This window comes from Pantoea sp. GM_Pan_3, assembly GCF_026541045.1.
GTDB lineage: Bacteria > Pseudomonadota > Gammaproteobacteria > Enterobacterales > Enterobacteriaceae > Pantoea > Pantoea anthophila.
Genome location: NZ_JALNVA010000005.1, coordinates 23,964 through 42,539, shown reverse-complemented (window position 1 = coordinate 42,539; position 18,576 = coordinate 23,964). Strand labels below are relative to the sequence as shown.

Below are 18,576 nucleotides of genomic sequence, written 5' to 3'. Positions count from 1 at the left end.
CAGGCTTCTCAGCACGCTGACGACGAGGTCAGGCCGCCCTTTTCCGCTGACTCAGGCGCTCAGCTTCACCGGTTTCTCATCGAAGTCGCTGGCCGGAATAAGGTCCAGATCTAACTCCTTCAGCATCGCCTTCAGACGGGTATGGAAGTTACGTAAGGTCTCCTCCACGCGCGCCGTGTTCTCTTTCCCCTTAATGGTTGCCACCGACCAGTCACCCTCTTTATCGAACAGGCCGATGTGGTAGACATAGGTAAAGTGGTCAGCCTGTGCTTCCAGTTCCATCCACCAGCCCCAGAACTCACGCAGTTCCGGTGCGGGTTTCACATTAACGCAGGCAGCCAGGCAGTCGAAGAAGAAACGGGTTTCGCCACATTTCCCATCGCGAATATAAGGTCCAAGCTCGGTAAAACGCTTAAGCAGGCGACTGCGGGGATGACCACTTGGTAACGTCATGCTGATTCTCCATTGGTTTTGACCGCTATACAGCCCTGATTTCCGGGCAGCCCGGAAAAATTCCGCTACTAGTTGTAGCAAACAGTGAAAATTTTGCCAGTTACCTTTTTAAACGCTTCTCCAGCCAGTCGCAAATCTCATTCAGCGCTTTGTCGAAACTGGCCATCACCGGCTTCACCGGAATCAGCAGGGCTTTCCCGTCCGATGAGGAGCGGGCGATCAGCCTGCTCTCCTCCTCCGGGCTGAAGAGGTCGTTTTGCCAGTAGCCCGAAAGCATCGGCGTGGGAGTGCGACGTCCCAGCAGTCCCTGAGTTTTCAGCGAATAGCGATTGAGTTCGGTGCGCAGCGCGCTGTCAGAGGCGGTGGCCATGCCGAGACGGCTCGCCAGCATGTCCATGTACATATCCGGGATCTTATCCTGCAGCGCCGTCTGCGTCAGCAGCGCGTGTACAATCGGCCCCAGACAGGCAACACCCCGCAGCCGCTGCGATTCAAGATAGGCCAGCCGCACGGCCACGTTGGCACCAAAGCGGTAACCAAACGCCGCCACACGCGTATTATCGACCCAGGGCACATTGGTCAGGTCACGCAGCACCTGCTGATGCAGGAAGCTGGTGTCCTGATTCAGCGTCCATTTCACCGAGTTACCCACGGACGGCACATCAATGGTCAGCATTGCGATGCCGCGAGGCGCCAGATAATCATGGAAAAGACGGTAGTGATCGCTCTGTAACGAGTCGAGCGCGCCGCAGAACAGCACGGTGGGATAAGGGGCTTCGACGCCGGGCGGCATGTGCAGAAAGCCGGTGACCGGGCTGCCGCCCGCGATGGCGAACGTCAGGGTCTTCAGTTCACCGGGCAGGCGCTGCGTCGCCTCTTCATAGGCGCGATTGGCCAGCGTCTGCGCCTGATCGGCCAGCTCATCCCCTTTTATGTAGGGATAGGCGGCGACGCTGTAAAGGTGCGCCGCATGCAGCCAGAAGTCGCCTGCCTCGCTGTCGTCGCCAGATTCCAGCGCCTTCTGCTGCCAGATCCCCGCCTGTCTGCACCACTCGAAATGCCAGTTGCCGCTGCGAAAACCGATCACCGTATCGAGCAGCGTCTCATCGGTATGCTCAACCTTGCTGATGGCGATACGAGCCAGCACTTCGCTGATCTCCTGCGGCGTCAGGCCGCGCCATGTCCACATCAGCTTATTCAGCATCCGATACCAGCCCCGCTGGCTCTCTCCGTCCAGCGTGGAGTGCACATCCGGGGTGGCATGATGCTGACGACGCACCAGGGAAGAGGTTTCAGGATGTTTGAAGCGGGGTTTGAACAGCTCCTCGCTAAGGTTTTTGCTCGTCATTCTCACTTCTCCTGCAACAGAAACGGCGATGGCTAAGTGTACTGTACGGCAATTCGGGGTGCGAGGCTCAGAAAGCACAACGCCCGGAAAACCGGGCGTTGTGACGTGAGGATATCGCAATCAGCTTTTTACAATCGGCGGGATGTAGACCACGCCCATATCCCACGGCTGCTCGATCCAGGTATCCTGCGGGATATCGACGATGTAATCGTCAACCAGCGAGCGACCGGCCGGTTTCGCGAAAATGGTGCAGAAACGCGCTTTCGGGTACATCTCACGAATCGCCTGCGCCGTTCCGCCGGTGTCCACCAGGTCATCGATCACGATGAAGCCTTCACCGTCGCCTTCTGCGCGCTTCAGCACTTTCATTTCACGCTGATGATCGTGGTCATAGCTGGAGATGCAGACGGTATCGACATAGCGGATACCCAGTTCACGTGCCAGCAGCGAAGCCGGTACCAGACCGCCACGGCTCACCGCGATGATGCCTTTCCACTGTTCAACAGGCAGCAGACGCTGGGCGAGTTTACGGGCATGAATCTGAAGCATGTCCCAGGTGACGACGTATTTTTCGCTCATAGAATAGAAATCCCAGCCAACCGAAGTGGCTTAAAAATGTGCAACGGGGAAAAGGTTGCGCGAGATTATAAGGAGTTGACGCGCTAAAAACCAGCACCCGCGCGCTGGTTGCGGCTTTTTAGCGCGTCCGGGAGCGCACCCGGTGAAAAACAGTGATATTCTCGGGCCTGGCTCGTCAGATTCTCTGACGGCGATTTTTCACTGGAAACTCGCGATGTCCGGCCTCGCCGGTACACTGACACAGGAGACCTGTCGTGTCTGAATTGTCTCAACTCTCTCCACAGCCGCTGTGGGATATTTTCGCTAAGATCTGCTCTATTCCTCACCCCTCTTTTCACGAAGAAGCGCTGGCGAGCTACATCACCGGCTGGGCTAAAGAGCAGGGCTTCTGGTGTGAGCGCGATCAGGTCGGCAACATCCTGATTCGCAAGCCCGCCACCGCTGGCATGGAAAACCGGACCCCGGTCGCGCTGCAGGCGCACCTCGATATGGTGCCGCAGAAGAATAACGACACCGTGCATGACTTTACCAAAGACCCGATTCAGCCGTGGATTGATGGCGAGTGGGTCAAAGCGCGCGGCACGACGCTGGGTGCCGATAACGGCATCGGTATGGCCTCGGCGCTGGCGGTGCTGGCTGACAACAGCCTGACGCACGGCCCGCTGGAAGTGCTGCTGACCATGACCGAAGAGACCGGCATGGATGGCGCATTCGGTCTTCAGCCCAACTGGCTGCAGGCCGAAATCCTGATCAACACCGACTCTGAAGAGGAAGGTGAGATCTACATGGGCTGCGCGGGCGGTATCGACTTCGTCTCCTCCCTGCCGCTGACCCGTGAGGCCGTGCCTGCTGAGTTCCAGACCCTGAAGCTGACGCTGAAAGGGCTGCGTGGCGGTCACTCCGGCGCCGATATTCACATGGGCCTCGGCAACGCCAACAAGCTGCTGGCGCGCTTCCTGGCGGCCCACGCGGCTGAACTGGATCTGCGTCTGCTGACCTTCACCGGCGGCACACTGCGCAACGCCATTCCGCGCGAAGCCTTTGCGACCGTTGCGGTTGAAAGCCACAAAGCGGATGCGCTGAAATCAGCAGCAGCGCAGTTCCTGAGCGCCATCCAGAACGAGCACGGTATCAAAGAGCCGAACATTGCCCTGGTCACCGAGCCACTGGCGCATCAGGGTGCCGCCCTGAGCGCTGACAGCCGCGATCGCTTCCTGAACCTGCTGAACAGCACGCCAAACGGCGTGATCCGCAATTCAGACGTGGCGAAAGGCGTGGTTGAAACGTCACTGAATATCGGTGTGGTGACGATGGAAGAGGATCACGCCGAGATCAACTGCCTGATCCGCTCGCTGATCGACACGGGCCGCGATTATGTGGTGCAGATGCTGACCTCGCTGGGCCAGCTGGCCGGTGCGCAGACCAAAGCGAAAGGCGGCTACCCTGGCTGGCAGCCGGATGCGGACTCCGCCATCATGGCGCTGACCCGTCAGACCTACATCGCCCTGTTCGACAAGACGCCGAACATTCAGGTGATCCACGCCGGTCTGGAGTGTGGTCTGTTCAAAAAGCCTTACCCGAACATGGATATGGTGTCGATTGGGCCGACCATCACCGGGCCGCACTCGCCTGATGAGCAGGTGCATATTGAAAGCGTTGGCCTTTACTGGAAACTGCTGACCACCCTGCTGAATGTGGTGCCAGAAAAGTAATCCGGTCGTCAGAAAAATGAACCAGGCTCCGGCCTGGTTTTTTTATGCCTGCCACTTTCCCCCAGCATAATTCGCTGCCTTCTTTTCGTTTTCCCCCGCTATTCCGCCACGTTCCCGCGCTTCGCTGGTTATAGCCGCCATTATGTCCGGATGTCTGGATGGCTAATAAGATTTCGTGCTAGCTTATGCGCTTTCGGCTGTTGCCGCGCCTGAAGGTTCAGGAAAAAATGCGGCCACTCATTCTTCAGGAGAGTCATCACATGCCAGGGTTAAACTGCCTTGAGATGCGTAACATCTCCATCGCTTTTGGCGGGTTTGCCGCGCTATCGTCGGTGGATTTCCGCAGTGAAGGCCATTCGGTTCATGCGCTCACCGGTGCGAACGGAGCGGGCAAATCCACGCTGATGGCGATCCTGTCCGGCGCGCACAGCCACTACAGCGGCGAGATCCTGCTTGATGGCCAGCCGGTCTCCATTCGCACACCGCGCGAGGCTAAGCAGCTGGGCATTCATCTGGTTCAGCAGGAAGTGGATGTGGCGCTGGTGCCGCAGCTCAGCGTGGCGGAAAACATCCTGCTGGACCGACTGGCCGAGCCGGGTCACCGCTATCGCTGGGGAGAGATCCGCCGTCAGGCGCGGGCGCTGCTGGCTCAGCTCGATGTGGCGCTGGATGTTAACCGGCTGGTGGAGCGCTGCACGCTGGCGGAAAAGCAGCAGATTCTGTTAGCGCGGGCGCTGTCGCACCACTGCCGCTTCCTGATACTGGACGAACCCACCGCCCCGCTGGACCAGCATGAAAGTGAGCGACTGTTTGCCGTGGTGCGTCGCCTGCAGGCCAGCGGCATCGGCGTGGTCTTTATCTCTCACCGCATCCATGAACTGAAAGCCATCTGTGACCGTCTGACGGTGCTGCGCGACGGCCGCCTGATTGAAACCGGCCCGATGGCCGCGCTGAGCGCAGAGCAGATTGTTGAGAAGATGCTGGGTCATCAGCTGACCGACATCTTCCCGCCGCGTCGTCCACAGCAGGCGCAGCCGCTGCTGCTGGCGGTGGAGGGACTTCACGATGCGCAGCGGCTGCAGGCTATCTCGCTGCGCCTGCACAAAGGGGAGATTCTGGGTATTGCCGGCCTGGCCGGCGCGGGGAAAACCGAACTCTGCAAAGCCCTGTTCGGCGCCACACAAAGTCGCGTCAGCCGGGGTGAACTGCACGGTCAGCCGTGGCAACCCCGCTCGCCGCACGATTCGGTCAGCCGTCGCATGGCGCTGGTGCCGGAGGAGCGGCGCAAAGAGGGGATCTTTATTGATGAGTCGGTCGCGATGAACCTCAGCGTCAGCGCGGATGACAGCTTCTCGCGCTGGAGCCTGTTCGGGCATCGTCAGGCGTGGCGCTGGGCCGAGCAGATTATCCGGCAGCTGCAGGTGCGCACCACCGGTCCGGCTCAGACGCTGCGCCGCCTGTCGGGGGGCAATCAGCAGAAAGTGGCGATCGGCAAATGGCTGCGCAATAACGCCGACGTGCTGATTTTCGATGAGCCGACCAAGGGCGTCGATATCAAAGCCAAAACCGAACTGTTTACCCTCATCGACAGCCTGGCGCGGGAAGGGAAAGGGATTATCTACGCGTCGGGTGAATTTTCTGAACTGGTCGGCTTATGCGACCGGATTTGCGTGCTCTGGGATGGACGCATTGTGGCTGAACTGGCTGCAGACGACGTCACCGAAGAGACGCTTTTGCTCTATTCCACCGGAGGAACCCCTGCGTGAGCAGCAAAGAGACCCATCTTAAACTGACCGCCACCCCGTGGCATCACCAGCTATTCGACTTTCTCTATAAATGGGGCATGCTGCTCACGGTGGTGATCCTGATCGCCGCTTTTGGGCTGGCTTCCGACAGCTTCCTTGAACCCAATAACATCATCAACATTCTGCGTTCGATTGCGATTGTGACGGTCATTGCCGTTGGCGTCTCTATTTCCCTGACCGTCGGCGGCTTTGATCTGTCGGTCGGCTCGACCGCCTCGCTGGCTAACGCGCTGGTGATTTCGCTGTTTGTCTGGTACGGCTTTGGCACTACCACCGCGATTCTGATCACCCTGGCGCTCTGCACGCTGGTCGGGCTGTTCAACGCCTTCCTGATTGTGATCCTGCGCATCCCCGACATGCTGGCGACGCTGGCGACCCTGTTCGTGATTCAGGGGGTGGCGATGACCTACAGCTTCGGCGGGTCGATCACCGAGAACATGGTGCTGCCGAGCGGTGATATGGCGGAAGGCACCATTCCGGCGGCGTTTGGCCTGCTCGGTCAGGTGCCGACCATTGTCATCATCATGCTGGTGGTGACCGTCGCGGCACAGCTGGCGCTCTCCCTGACCAAACATGGTCGCCGGATGTATGCGCTGGGCGGCAATCCGGAAGCGGCGCGCCTCTCCGGCATCCGCACCACCCGCTACCGGGTACTGGCTTACGTCATCGCCTCCCTGCTGGCGGGCCTGGGCGGCATTCTGCTCGCCTCGCGCATCGGTTCATCCCAGGTCAACGCCGGCAGCGGCTACCTGATGGACGCGGTCGCGGCGGCGTGGATAGGCTTCTCACTGGCGGGCTCCGGCAAGCCGAATGCGCTCGGCACGCTGGTCGGCGCGGTGATCCTGGGCGTGCTGCAGAACGGTCTGGTCATGCTCTCTGTGCCCTACTACGCCATGGACATCATCAAAGGGCTGGTGCTGGCTTTAGCACTGGCGATCACCTATATCCAGCGCCGCTGAGGCGCGTCTACCGGAGTTGATAACAATGCAAAAAATAACACTCTCGCTGCTGGCCCTGAGCCTGCTGAACGCCAGCGCCGCCTTCGCGGAGACCGTCACCCCGGTGCCTGCGGCCATCGCGGGTCATGACGGCCCCATCCGCATTGCGGTGATCCGCAATCTCGGCTCCGATGACAACACCACCCAGTTTGTTGCCGGTGCTATTCAGCAGGGTCGCCAGCTTGGCTTTAAGGTCAGCACCTTCCTCAGCAACGGCGACGACGCGCGCTTCCAGGATTTCGTTAATCAGGCGATCAGCCAGAAGTATGACGGCATCGTGCTGTCGCACGGTAAGGCACCCTACGCCAGCGGGCTGGTGAAGCGGATTGCCGATGCGGGCATCAAACTGTCGGTGTTTGATACCCCGGTGGAGAGCCCGATTCCCGGCGTCACCGTTACCGCTCAGGATGATGCCTCGCTGGCGCAGCTGTCGCTGGGCCAGCTGATCAACGATTTCCACGGCAAGGCGAATATCGTTAAGCTGTGGGTCGCCGGTTTCCCGCCGATGGAGCGCCGTCAGGTGGTGTATGAAAAACTGCTGAAAGAGAATCCGGGCATTCATCAGCTGGAGTCGATTGGGGCCGTTTCAACTGACGTGCAGGGCGACACCGCCAACAAGATTGGTGCGATTCTGGCGAAATACCCGAAAGGCAAAATCGACGCCATCTGGGGAGCCTGGGATGCGTTCAGCCAGGGGGCTTACAAGGCGCTGCAGGAGAATGGCCGGACCGAGATCAAGCTCTATAGCATCGATGTCTCGAACCAGGATTTGCAGCTGATGCGTGAGAAAAACAGCCCGTGGGTGCAGACGGTGGCGGTCGATCCTAAAACCATTGGCGCGGTCAATATGCGGCTGGTGGCGAAGAAGATTGCCGGTGAAGAGACACCTGCAACGTATCAGTTTAAAGCGGCGTCAATCTCTCAGCAGCAGCTGAACAGCCAGCCTGGCGCGGTGAACGTCGCCTCGCTGAACAAAATCATTCCGGGCTGGGGCAGCAATGAGGATTTTGTCGCGCCGTGGTTCGCCACCCTGGCCGCGAAATATAAGAAGTAATCTGGCGTCAGCCCTGCCAGAGGATGAGGCTGACTTATAAACCCAGCAGGAGCTGACGTTCCAGCTGGGGATCCACCATCGTCACGTGTAGTCCCACCAGCCGCACACCGCGCCCGGCGCGGCGCTCATCCCACGTCTTGCGGGCGATGGCGATCATGTCCTCTTTATTCAGCACCGGCCAGATATGCTCCTGGGTGGTCTGCTGAAAATCACTGAACTTCAGTTTGACACCCTGACGCGCCACCTGTCTGTCGGGTCGGATCTGCGTCAGCCGGCGGTCGAGTTCGGCATAGAGAAAATCGATGATCTCCAGGCAGGCCTCCCAGTCGCTGATATCTTCCGCCAGCGTACGCTCGACCCCCAGCGATTTACGCTCGCGCTCAACGATCACGCCGCGCTCATCAATGCCGTGGCTGCGCTCCCACACCACCCGGCCAAACTTGCCAAAGCGCTTCAGCAGCTGGGCTAAATCGGCCTTCTGCACGTCGCCACAGGTCACCAGCCCCATCTCTTCGAGCTTCTTTGCGGAGACTTTGCCTACGCCGGGGATCTTCGCCAGCGGCAGCGTCAGTAAAAAGTCAGGCATCTCTGCCGGGGTGATAACACACTGCCCGTCCGGCTTATTCAGGTCGGAGGCGATCTTGGCCAGAAACTTGATCGGGGCGATGCCGGCCGAGGCGGTCAGCCCGGTTTCACGGTAAATCGTGGCGCGGATCGCCTGCGCCATCAGCGTGGCCGAGCCGTGGCAGTGCGGGCTGTCGGTCACATCCAGATAGGCTTCATCCAGCGAGAGTGGTTCAATCAGCGGGGTATAGCGGGAAAAGATTTCGCGGATCTGCGCGGAGGCTTCCTTATAGGCGTCGAAACGCCCTGGCAGAAGGCGCAGATGCGGGCATAGCTTCAGGGCCATGCCGGTCGGCATTGCGCTGCGCACGCCAAATTTGCGGGCCGGATAGTTGGCGGTGCTGATGACCCCGCGACGTTCGCGGCTGCCACCGATGGCGATCGGGATGTCGCGCAGCTGGGGATTGTCACGCATCTCCACTGCGGCATAGAAACAGTCCATATCGACATGAATGATTTTACGCATACCCCCTCCGGCACTGGATAAGTATACAGCTGACAGGGGTAACTGCAATATTTGTTGCCCGGGCGAATAAAGTTTACAAATTTCTGGCCGAATAACCTTCAGTAAATCGCGAATTTGGCCGACGCCGTCTTGCTAAAAAAACAGACAATGTTTAATGTTGCGCTGCGGTAGCGGATAGTTCCGATAATGCCAACAAAGACGCAAAATTTGTGTCATGTTCTCTTCACCTCAAGGTATACACAGCATGGGCAAAATCGCACTCCTGTTTGCGATGATTTTACTGCCAGCCCTCAGCATGGCAATGACACCCGAACCCGTTCAGTCAGCGGCACCGGTCAGCAAAGAATTAAAGAAGCAGTTACTCGGCACGCCGGTCTACATCCAGATCTTCAAGGAAGAACGCACGCTCGAACTCTACGGCAAAATCGGTAACGAATATCGCCTGCTGGATACCTACCGCATCTGCAACTTTTCTGGCGGCCTCGGCCCGAAACGCCGTGAAGGCGATTTCAAAAGCCCGGAAGGTTTTTACAACGTGAAGCTGAATCAGCTGAAGCCCGACAGCCGCTTTTATCGCGCCATCAACATCGGCTTCCCGAATCAGTACGATCGCAATCAGGGCTACAGCGGTAACTACCTGATGATCCATGGCGACTGTAAGTCGATTGGCTGCTATGCCATGACCAACGCCTATATGGATGAGATTTTTACCTATGTGAATGCCGCGCTGCGAAACGGCCAGCAGGATGTCAGCATCAGCATCTATCCGTTCCGCATGACCGACAGCAATATGCAGCGTCACCGCTACTCCACCTATGCCAGCTTCTGGCAGCAGCTGCAGCCGGGATACGCTTACTTTGCGAAGTATCACCAGCCGCCGATGGTCAATGTCGCCAGCGGGAAATATGTGATGAACAGCAGCCCGGCACCGGTTTTAGCCAGTCCCGAAGCCGCTTCCCGTTCATTCCTGGCGCTCTCCAAGGCAGAATAACGCCCATTCACCTGGCGCAATCCGCTGCCAGGTTTCATTGGCCGTCAGAGGCTGCGTTGCAATCACCGTCACCACGTCATGCGGCGTGGTGTGCTGCTGAAAATCGACTTCCACATCCTGATCGAGCAGCTGCGCCCGGCCAAACGGGGCGCGACGGGTGATCCAGAAAAGGTTTGTCGAGCAGAAGGCCATCAGATAACGTCCGTCTGACAGCAGCATGTTGAATACCCCCTTCTGCCGCAGCGCGGTGGCCAGCTCGCCAATGAAGCGGAACACCGCCGGCCAGTTGCCCGGCGTGCGCGGATAGCGTGTCGCCAGCTGATGCAGGATCCAGCAGAACGCCTTCTCACTGTCCGTTTCTCCCACCGGCCGGAATGTGCCGGTCTCCAGCTGCTTATAGCCCTTCAGCTGCCCGTTGTGCGCATAGGTCCAGTTGCGGCCCCACAGCTCGCGGGTGAACGGATGGGTATTCTCCAGCGACACCTGCCCGCGATTTGCCTGACGGATGTGCGCCACCACCGAATGCGACTTGATCGGGTACTCCTGCACCAGACGCGCAATCGGAGAGTTAAAGCTCGGCAGCGGATCTTTAAACGTACGGCAGCCTTTATCTTCGTAAAAGGTAATGCCCCAGCCATCTTTGTGAGGCCCGGTTCCCCCGCCCCGCTGAACCAGTCCGGTAAAGCTGAAACAGATATCCGTGGGAACATTGGCGCTCATCCCGAGCAATTCGCACATAGCCACCGCCTCTGATTAAGCGGCCCCCCGTCAGACAGGAGGCCAGCGCAGTTACTTCACCATCTCTTTTTCGACCAGCAGCATCAGGATGTGGATCACCTTGATGTGGATCTCCTGAATGCGATCGGCATAACCAAAGTGTGGCACCCGGATCTCAATATCGGCACTGCCTGCCATCTTACCGCCATCTTTACCGGTCAGGGTGATCACTTTCATCCCCTGCGCACGGGCGGCTTCAACCGCTTTAATGATATTGGCAGAGTTGCCCGACGTTGAGAGGCCCAGCAGCACGTCGCCCGGACGCCCCACCGCTTCCACATAGCGTGAGAAGACGTAGTCGTAGCCAAAGTCATTACTGACGCAGGAGAGATGGCTGACGTCAGAGATGGCAATCGCCGGATAGCCAGGACGATTTTCACGATAGCGGCCGGTCAGCTCTTCGGCGAAATGCATCGCATCACAATGGGAGCCGCCGTTACCGCAGGAAAGCACCTTGCCACCCGCCTTGAAGCTGTCAGCCAGCAGCACCGCAGCACGTTGGATCGCATGAATATTGGCGTCATCGCTGAGGAATTTATTCAGCGTATCAGCAGCTTCATTAAGCTCAGAGCGGATGATGTCCTGGTACATAGGGATGTCCTTTATAAGAAGAGGTTAATCGCAGCAAGTTTAACGGAATGGCCGGTCAGCGCAAAGCTTCATGCCACGCCTGACCCGGCGGTAGCGGTGTGGATTCCGACACCGGTTGTCGAATAAAACGGCAAAAATCCGTTTTTGTGAGGCAGGTTGTAATTGCGATGTAAACAAATTGATAAATCCGCCCGGCTGCTCTAAACCTCTCTACATAACAGGTCAGACCTCTTACTACTTGCGGAGTGGTTCACTATGATGGTTGTTTCGATACTTGCCACGGTGGCGCTGATTGGCGCCCTCTTCTATCACCGCCTGTCGCTGCGGACCGCCAGCGCGATCCTGCTGCTGTGGACCGCCGCGATGGCGGTCGCGCATCTCTGGACGCCGTGGCTCCTGCTGCCGCTGGCGATCCTGCTGCTGCCGTTCAACCTGCCGTCGCTGCGTCGCAGACTCTTTTCACAGCCGATGTTACAGCGCTTCCAGCAGGTGATGCCGCCGATGTCCCGCACCGAGAAAGAAGCGATTGATGCGGGCACCACCTGGTGGGAAGGCGATCTGTTTCAGGGCAAGCCAGACTGGCAGAAGCTGCATAACTACCCGCAGCCACGCCTGACGCCGGAAGAGCAGGCTTTTCTTGACGGCCCGGTTGAAGAGGCGTGCCGTCTGGCGAACGATTTCCGGATTACCCATGAGATGGCCGACCTGCCGCCGGAACTCTGGGCCTACCTGAAAGAGCATCGTTTCTTCGCGATGATCATTAAAAAAGAGTATGGCGGACTGGCCTTCTCCGCCTATGCGCAGGCCTGCGTTCTGCAGAAACTGGCGGGCGTCTCCGGGATTCTGGCGATCACGGTGGGTGTACCCAATTCACTGGGTCCGGGCGAACTGCTGCAGCATTACGGTACCGAAGCGCAGAAAAACCACTATCTGCCGCGACTGGCGCGCGGTGAAGAGATCCCCTGCTTTGCGCTGACCAGTCCGGAAGCGGGGTCAGATGCCGGCGCGATCCCGGATACCGGTGTGGTCTGCATGGGTGAGTGGCAGGGTGAGCAGGTGCTGGGCATGCGGCTGACCTGGAACAAGCGTTACATCACCCTGGCCCCGATCGCGACTGTGCTCGGCCTGGCCTTTAAACTGACCGACCCGGATCATCTGCTGGGCGATGACGCCAGCCCGGGCATCACCTGCGCCCTGATCCCGACCAGCACGCCGGGCGTGGAGATTGGTCATCGCCACTTCCCGCTCAACGTGCCGTTCCAGAACGGGCCGACGCGCGGTAAGGATATCTTTGTGCCGATTGACTTTATCATCGGTGGCCCGGAAATGGCCGGACAGGGCTGGCGGATGCTGGTGGAGTGTCTGTCGGTGGGCCGTGGCATTACGCTGCCTTCCAACTCAACCGGCAGCCTGAAGAGTGTGGCGCTGGCAACCGGCGCTTACGCGCACATCCGTCGTCAGTTCCGGCTCTCTATCGGTAAGATGGAAGGAATTGAAGAGCCGCTGGCGCGCATTGCCGGTAACGCCTATGTAATGGACGCTGCGGCCACGCTGATTACCGCCGGGATTATGCAGGGTGAAAAACCGGCGGTGCTGTCGGCGATTGTGAAATATCACTGCACCCACCGCGGCCAGCGCGCCATTATTGACGCCATGGACATTGCCGGCGGCAAAGGCATTATGCTGGGTAACAGTAACTTCCTGGCTCGCGCCTATCAGGGTGCGCCCATCGCCATCACGGTGGAAGGCGCGAATATCCTGACCCGCAGCATGATTATCTTTGGTCAGGGGGCGATCCGCTGCCATCCGTATGTTCTGCAGGAGATGGCCGCCGCCGCCAGCAACGATGTTAATGCCTTCGATGATGCGCTGTTCAGTCACATCGGCCACGTCGGCAGCAGCACCGTGCGCAGCCTGTGGCTGGGATTCACCGCCGGACGCACCAGCGCCAGCCCGACCCGCGATGCTACCCGTCGCTACTATCAGCATCTGAACCGCATCAGTGCCAACCTGGCGTTGCTCTCAGATGTATCAATGGCGGTACTGGGCGGCAGTCTGAAACGCCGCGAGCGCATCTCGGCGCGCCTGGGCGATGTGCTGAGCCAGCTCTATCTTGCCTCAGCCACCCTGAAACGCTATGACGATGAGGGCCGTAATGAAGCCGATCTGCCGCTGGTTCACTGGGGCGTGCAGGATGCCCTGCATCAGGCGGAGGTCGCGATGGACGATCTGCTGCGCAACTTCCCGAACCGGCTGGTCGCGGGTGCCTTACGCATGGCTATCTTTGCGGGCGGACATCACTGCCCTGCCACGTCTGATCGTCTGGATCACCAGCTGGCAAAACTGCTACAACAGCCGTCAGCAACCCGCAGCCGTCTGGGCCGGGGCATCTATCTGACGCCGGGCGAGAATAACCCCGCCGGTCAGATGGAACAGGCGCTGCAGGAGGTGATGGCAGCCGAAGTGATTTATGACCGCCTGTGCAAACAGACAAAGCAGCATCTCTCCTTCACCCGTCTGGATGCGCTGGCGAAGCGTGCGCTGGAGCAGGGCTGGATCGATGCGAAGGAAGCAGAGGTGTTGCAGCGTGCTGAAGCCAGCCGTCTGCGCTCCATCAACGTGGATGAGTTTGAGGCAGATGCACTGGCGGTGCCGGTGGCGGAGAAAGCGCCTCAGCCTGCGTCGCGCACCAGCGAGGCGGCGTAGCGTTCAGGCCGGTGTGATGGCCGCACCGGTTTGCTGAACTTAAAGCGATGGGAGCATACGCCCGGAGTACGGAGGCGTATACTTCCTGAGCCAGCTCTGTTTCAGAGGCCGACATCATGTCGGCCTTTTTTATCCCGCCTGGCGGATGCGGGCAATCAGCGCATCCACATCTTCCACGTGATCGGCAGCCAGAATCAGCGTACGTCCTAAATTAATCGCGTTACCAATGCAGTCTGTGCGCATCGCCGGATCGGCAATCAGCTTCATATCCGCCACGTGGGACATCCCCACCGTGCGCCGAATCAGTTCGGTGCCGCAGTAACCGATGGTGTCAGCCCAGACCTTGCGCAGAAACGCCGCCGCATAGCCGGGCCAGGACAACGCCTCATCGCGGGTTTTCTCTGCCGCCAGCGCCAGAAAATGCGAAGCAAACGTCGACCAGAGACGATGGACATCACTCAGCCGCTGCTCGCGCGCATCGGCTGCCTCACGCGGAGCCAGCAGCCCCGGCAGCGCGCAGTAGTTAATCAGCAGGTTGCCAATCGCCGTTCCGACATCAAACCCAATCGGGCCAAAGTAACCGAACTCCGCATCAATTGCCTTCAGGCTGCCATCAGCCACGAAAATCGAGCCGCTATGAATATCGCCATGCAGCAGCGCTTCGGCATGCGCAAAAAAGCGATGCTTCAGCCCGCCGACGGCAATGCGCAGCGCATCGTCGTTGCGCAGGCTGGCCACCAGCGGCTCAAGCGCTTCAGGGTAGCTGTTACGCTCATGATCGGTGTAGGGATCGTTAAAGAAGAGATCTTCAGTGATTTCACACATTTCCGGATTAATGAAACGCGCCACTTCCGCCTTTTTGTGATGCGGATGCAGAACGAAATCGGAGGTATGAAACAGGGTCTGTGCCAGATAAACGCCTAACTGCGCTGCGGCTTCCGGGTAGTAAGCGCCCTTCACCAGCTCGCCGCGCCAGATACGGTGGCTGGAGAGATCCTCCATCACCATCACCGCCAGCTCCGCATCATAATGCGTCACCTGCACCGTATGCTGCGGACAATATTTATAGTGCTCGACCAGGGTCTGCGCTTCCAGCCTCGCCCGATCCAGCGTCAGCGGCCAGGACTCCCCGACGCAACGCACATAGGGCAATGCCTGCTTGACCACCACCCGGCTCCGGCCCTGATCGTCATAAACTTTGAACACCAGATTAAGGTTGCCATCACCAATCTCTTCAGCGCTGCAGAGCGCGGCAGGATCGTCCACGCCGCCAAATTGCCGGGCATACTCAACAGCATCAGCAGCAGTAAAGGTACGGTATTGCGACATTGCCTGTTCCTCATCAATCGAAGGCGGATAACCCAGGTGTAATAAGCCGTTCAGACGTCTATACATCCGTTCAGCATGTTGGCACAATACGCATCATTAACGCAACATGGATTTCACCCACAATGCAGACACTCAAAACCACCAGCTTAGAGGTTCGTGACAATCAGCTCTGGATTCTGGATCAGCAGGCGCTGCCGCAGCAAAAGAACTGGCTGCCCGCACACAGCGTCACGCAGCTGATTGACCATATTCATGCGCTGCGGGTGCGCGGTGCGCCGCTGATTGGCCTCTCTGCCTCACTGCTGCTGGCGCTGCTGGCTGAACAGGGGCAGACCCGCGCTGAATTGGCACAGGCGCTGGAACATCTGCGTGCCGCCCGGCCAACCGCCGTTAATCTGATGAACAATCTTGACCGGATGAAAGTGGCGCTGGCCCAGCCGGCGTTTGTCACTGCGCTGACGGACGAAGCGTGGCGGCTGGTGCAGGAGGATAAACAGCTCTGTGATGCGATTGCTGAAGCCGGTTGCACGCGGATCAAACCGGGCAGCCAGCTGCTCACCCACTGCAATACCGGCGGGCTGGCCACCGCGGGCGTGGGCACCGCGCTGGGCGTGATTGCCCGCGCGCATCAGCAGGGGTGGATCAAAAATGTCTGGGTGGATGAAACCCGACCGCTGTTGCAGGGCGGCCGGTTAACCGCGTGGGAGCTGGGCGAACTGGCGATCCCCTGTACCCTGATCACCGATTCCATGGCCGCCAGCCTGATGGCACGCGGCGAGGTGGATGCGGTCTGGGTCGGTGCCGACCGCATTGCCGCCAACGGTGACGTGGCCAATAAAATCGGCACCTACAGTCTGGCGGTGCTGGCCCACTATCACCAGATTCCGTTCTACGTCGCGGCTCCCCATACTACGCTGGATCGTCACTGCCCGGATGGCGCCGCCATCCCGATAGAGCAGCGCGCCGCCAGCGAGGTCACGGGCGTGGCGGGCAGTTTTGGCAGCGTGCAGTGGGCACCGGAAACGGCCAGGGTCTTCAATCCGGCGTTCGATGTGACGCCAGCCGCCCTGATCAGCGGCTGGATACTCGACACGGGGGTGGTCACGCCTGACCAGGTGCAGAGCGGCTTCTTCCAGCCGCAGTAAGCGATATCAGGCGTTTGCGGCAGCGCGGAGGCTCACCGCAGACGTCTCTCCCGCCGTGGGCCAATCAGGCCAGACGCGGATAGGCATCGGCGATCTTATCGCCGGTGAAGTGCGCCACCCAGCCTTCCTGGTTGTCAAAAATCCGGATCGCCGTGAAGTGCGGTGACGATCCCATATCAAACCAGTGGGGCGTGCCCGCAGGCACCGAGATCAGATCGTTCTTTTCGCAGAGGATCTGCAGGATCTCACCGTCAAGATGCAGACAGAACAGCCCGGCCCCCTCGACAAAGAAACGCACCTCATCTTCGCCGTGCGTATGCTCGGAAAGAAACTTCTCACGCAGCACCGTTTTCTGCGGATTGTCGGCGCGCATACTGATCACGTCCCAGCTCTGATAGCCCTTCTCAGCCACCAGCCGATCAATCGCATGCTGATAGGCCTTAATGACCGTTTCCGCATCCGGGTTCTCACCCAGATCGCGATCGGCTTCCCAGCGTTCAAAACGCACCCCTTTCGCGTTCAGGCGTTCCCGAATCGCCTCTGCTTCGGTACTGTGCCAGACCGGCTGGCTCGCTTCGCGGTCAGAAAAAATCGTCAGTGCGCTCATGCTAAATCGACTCCGGGTTAATCTGGGAAAAATCCGTCACCTGACGATGACGGCTCTCGCTGTCCGCCTCGCCACGCAGTAACTGTATCGTCTGCCAGCCCGCCTCCGCGGCGGCATCCAGCTCCTGACGAATATCAGAGAGGAACAGCAGCTGCTCCGCTGGCTGGCCGATCTCAGCGGCGATCGCGCGATAGGCTGTCACCTCGCGTTTGGCGCCGACGTGCGTATCAAAGTAGCCGCTGAAGATGTCAGTAATATCACCTTCGTCGCTGTAGCCAAATAACAATTTCTGCGCCGCAACCGAACCGGAGGAATATACATAGAGTTCAATGCCCTGCGCCTGCCAGCGGCGTAATGCAGGCAGCACATCGGGATAGAGATGGCCGGTAAAACTGCCGTTAAGATAGCCATCACGCCAGATCATGCCCTGCAGCGCTTTCAGCCCGGTGGATTTACGATCCTGATCCATAAAATCGGACAGGATCGCGATGACCGCCGCCAGATCGGCCTGCGGCTGCCCCGCTTCTTCCCGCACCGACTGCAGCGCCGCCGCGACCTCTGGCTGATGCTGATGCTCTCGCAGAAAGTCCGCCAGATGCTGACGGGCATAGGGGAACAGGATGTTGTGCACAAAGCGAATATCGCTGGTGGTGCCTTCAATATCAGTAACAATGGCGCGGATCATGCTTTCTCCAGCAGGCGACGTTGACGTTCACATTCAAATAAAAATTCCAGACCTTCCAGATGGCGGCGCGCTTCGCTGACATCCTCGCCCCAGCAGGTCAGGCCGTGGCCGCGCAGCAGGAAGCCGTAACGCAGCGGAAAGCGGGCGGCGTAATCTTCAATCTCTGACGCCAGCGCCACGATATCCTGACTGTTGTCGAACACGGGGATCGCCACTGTGTCCAGATGGGTATGCTGACCACTTAGCGATTTTTGCATCTCATAGCCGTGCAGCAGCAGCGCCGCACCCTGCTCCACCCGCGACAGCACCGTGGCATTGACCGTATGGGTGTGCAGCACCGCGCCCGCTTCAGGAAAGAGGCGATAGATCAGCGTGTGCAGACCGGTTTCGGCCGAGGGCTTACGGCCCGACAGCGACTGGCTGGTGGCGATGTCGACCTCAATAAAGTCATCACGCGTCAGCGTGCCCTTATCTTTGCCCGATTCGCTCAGCAGGCAGACATGCCCGTCGCGGCGAACCGACATATTCCCGCCGGTGGCCGGAGCCCAGCCTTTCATGCCTATCCAGTGACAGGCGGCAACCAGCTGATCTAACGGATGACTCTGCGACATAAAGGTTCCTTGCGGTGAAAGGTGATACCACGTAAGCAAGCGCTGCCAGCGCCGCTGTTGCGCGAAGCGTAAAGCAGTTAAAGGCGAAATGATCC

Annotated in this window: 17 protein-coding genes; 7 read left to right on the top strand and 10 right to left on the bottom strand. The window is 59.2% G+C overall.

What is annotated here, in order from left to right; genetic code table 11:
- Window positions 1-51: 51 nt before the first annotated feature.
- From crl to gpt, 3 genes are all read right to left on the bottom strand, one after another.
- Window positions 52-453, bottom strand: coding sequence for a sigma factor-binding protein Crl (gene crl, locus OXR04_RS15000; protein ID WP_009091890.1), 402 nt, complete (start codon window positions 451-453; stop codon window positions 52-54).
- Between the two features lie 100 nt (window positions 454-553).
- Window positions 554-1,801, bottom strand: a complete 1,248-nt coding sequence (gene frsA, locus OXR04_RS14995) for an esterase FrsA (RefSeq protein ID WP_267372782.1) — start codon at window positions 1,799-1,801, stop codon at window positions 554-556.
- A gap of 120 nt (window positions 1,802-1,921) precedes the next feature.
- Entirely contained in the window at window positions 1,922-2,380 is a 459-nt protein-coding gene (gene gpt / locus OXR04_RS14990) for a xanthine phosphoribosyltransferase (RefSeq protein ID WP_009091894.1), read from the bottom strand.
- 254 nt (window positions 2,381-2,634) lie between these two features.
- Here gpt and pepD point away from each other — a divergent pair, with 254 nt between their 5' ends.
- The 4 genes from pepD (at window position 2,635) to OXR04_RS14970 (ending at window position 7,949) form a co-directional block, all read left to right on the top strand.
- The gene (gene pepD / locus OXR04_RS14985) at window positions 2,635-4,092 is read left to right on the top strand and encodes a beta-Ala-His dipeptidase (protein ID WP_009091896.1); all 1,458 of its coding nucleotides are present in this window, start codon (window positions 2,635-2,637) and stop codon (window positions 4,090-4,092) included.
- A gap of 260 nt (window positions 4,093-4,352) precedes the next feature.
- On the top strand, window positions 4,353-5,858 hold the full coding sequence (locus tag OXR04_RS14980) for a sugar ABC transporter ATP-binding protein (RefSeq protein ID WP_111208044.1): 1,506 nt from the start codon (window positions 4,353-4,355) through the stop codon (window positions 5,856-5,858).
- Entirely contained in the window at window positions 5,855-6,856 is a 1,002-nt protein-coding gene (locus tag OXR04_RS14975) for an ABC transporter permease (protein ID WP_009091899.1), read from the top strand. Before OXR04_RS14980 ends, OXR04_RS14975 begins: the two co-directional genes overlap by 4 nt.
- Window positions 6,857-6,881: 25 nt before the next feature.
- Window positions 6,882-7,949, top strand: a complete 1,068-nt coding sequence (locus OXR04_RS14970) for a sugar ABC transporter substrate-binding protein (RefSeq protein ID WP_046101305.1) — start codon at window positions 6,882-6,884, stop codon at window positions 7,947-7,949.
- 34 nt (window positions 7,950-7,983) lie between these two features.
- Here OXR04_RS14970 and dinB read toward each other — a convergent pair whose 3' ends face one another.
- On the bottom strand, window positions 7,984-9,039 hold the full coding sequence (gene dinB, locus OXR04_RS14965) for a DNA polymerase IV (protein ID WP_058956394.1): 1,056 nt from the start codon (window positions 9,037-9,039) through the stop codon (window positions 7,984-7,986).
- A gap of 244 nt (window positions 9,040-9,283) precedes the next feature.
- On the opposite strand from dinB, the gene dpaA reads away from it, so the two are divergent.
- Window positions 9,284-10,030, top strand: a complete 747-nt coding sequence (dpaA, locus tag OXR04_RS14960) for a peptidoglycan meso-diaminopimelic acid protein amidase (protein WP_046101303.1) — start codon at window positions 9,284-9,286, stop codon at window positions 10,028-10,030.
- On the opposite strand, the gene OXR04_RS14955 is transcribed toward dpaA, so the two are convergent.
- Both OXR04_RS14955 and lpcA read right to left on the bottom strand, forming a co-directional pair.
- On the bottom strand, window positions 10,001-10,768 hold the full coding sequence (locus tag OXR04_RS14955; protein WP_009091903.1) for a class II glutamine amidotransferase: 768 nt from the start codon (window positions 10,766-10,768) through the stop codon (window positions 10,001-10,003). The genes dpaA and OXR04_RS14955 overlap by 30 nt on opposite strands.
- Window positions 10,769-10,819: 51 nt before the next feature.
- The gene (lpcA, locus tag OXR04_RS14950; RefSeq protein WP_009091904.1) at window positions 10,820-11,398 is read right to left on the bottom strand and encodes a D-sedoheptulose 7-phosphate isomerase; all 579 of its coding nucleotides are present in this window, start codon (window positions 11,396-11,398) and stop codon (window positions 10,820-10,822) included.
- A gap of 255 nt (window positions 11,399-11,653) precedes the next feature.
- Between lpcA and fadE the strand changes: the two genes are divergently transcribed.
- Complete coding sequence (fadE, locus tag OXR04_RS14945) at window positions 11,654-14,104, top strand: acyl-CoA dehydrogenase FadE (RefSeq protein ID WP_267372783.1); 2,451 nt, start codon at window positions 11,654-11,656, stop codon at window positions 14,102-14,104.
- Between the two features lie 129 nt (window positions 14,105-14,233).
- Here the strand turns inward: fadE and mtnK are convergent, their stop codons facing one another.
- Window positions 14,234-15,433 (bottom strand): S-methyl-5-thioribose kinase, encoded by a 1,200-nt coding sequence (mtnK, locus tag OXR04_RS14940; RefSeq protein ID WP_267372784.1) that lies wholly within the window; start codon window positions 15,431-15,433, stop codon window positions 14,234-14,236.
- Window positions 15,434-15,555: 122 nt separating this feature from the next.
- Here mtnK and mtnA point away from each other — a divergent pair, with 122 nt between their 5' ends.
- Window positions 15,556-16,578 (top strand): S-methyl-5-thioribose-1-phosphate isomerase, encoded by a 1,023-nt coding sequence (gene mtnA / locus OXR04_RS14935; RefSeq protein WP_140923342.1) that lies wholly within the window; start codon window positions 15,556-15,558, stop codon window positions 16,576-16,578.
- 64 nt (window positions 16,579-16,642) lie between these two features.
- On the opposite strand, the gene OXR04_RS14930 is transcribed toward mtnA, so the two are convergent.
- The 3 genes from OXR04_RS14930 to OXR04_RS14920 are packed head-to-tail and all read right to left on the bottom strand — an operon-like array spanning window position 16,643 to window position 18,481.
- Window positions 16,643-17,185, bottom strand: coding sequence for an acireductone dioxygenase (locus OXR04_RS14930; RefSeq protein WP_140923343.1), 543 nt, complete (start codon window positions 17,183-17,185; stop codon window positions 16,643-16,645).
- A gap of 1 nt (window position 17,186) precedes the next feature.
- Complete coding sequence (gene mtnC, locus OXR04_RS14925; RefSeq protein ID WP_140923344.1) at window positions 17,187-17,870, bottom strand: acireductone synthase; 684 nt, start codon at window positions 17,868-17,870, stop codon at window positions 17,187-17,189.
- Complete coding sequence (locus tag OXR04_RS14920; protein ID WP_009091910.1) at window positions 17,867-18,481, bottom strand: methylthioribulose 1-phosphate dehydratase; 615 nt, start codon at window positions 18,479-18,481, stop codon at window positions 17,867-17,869. Before OXR04_RS14920 ends, mtnC begins: the two co-directional genes overlap by 4 nt.
- Window positions 18,482-18,576: the final 95 nt, after the last annotated feature.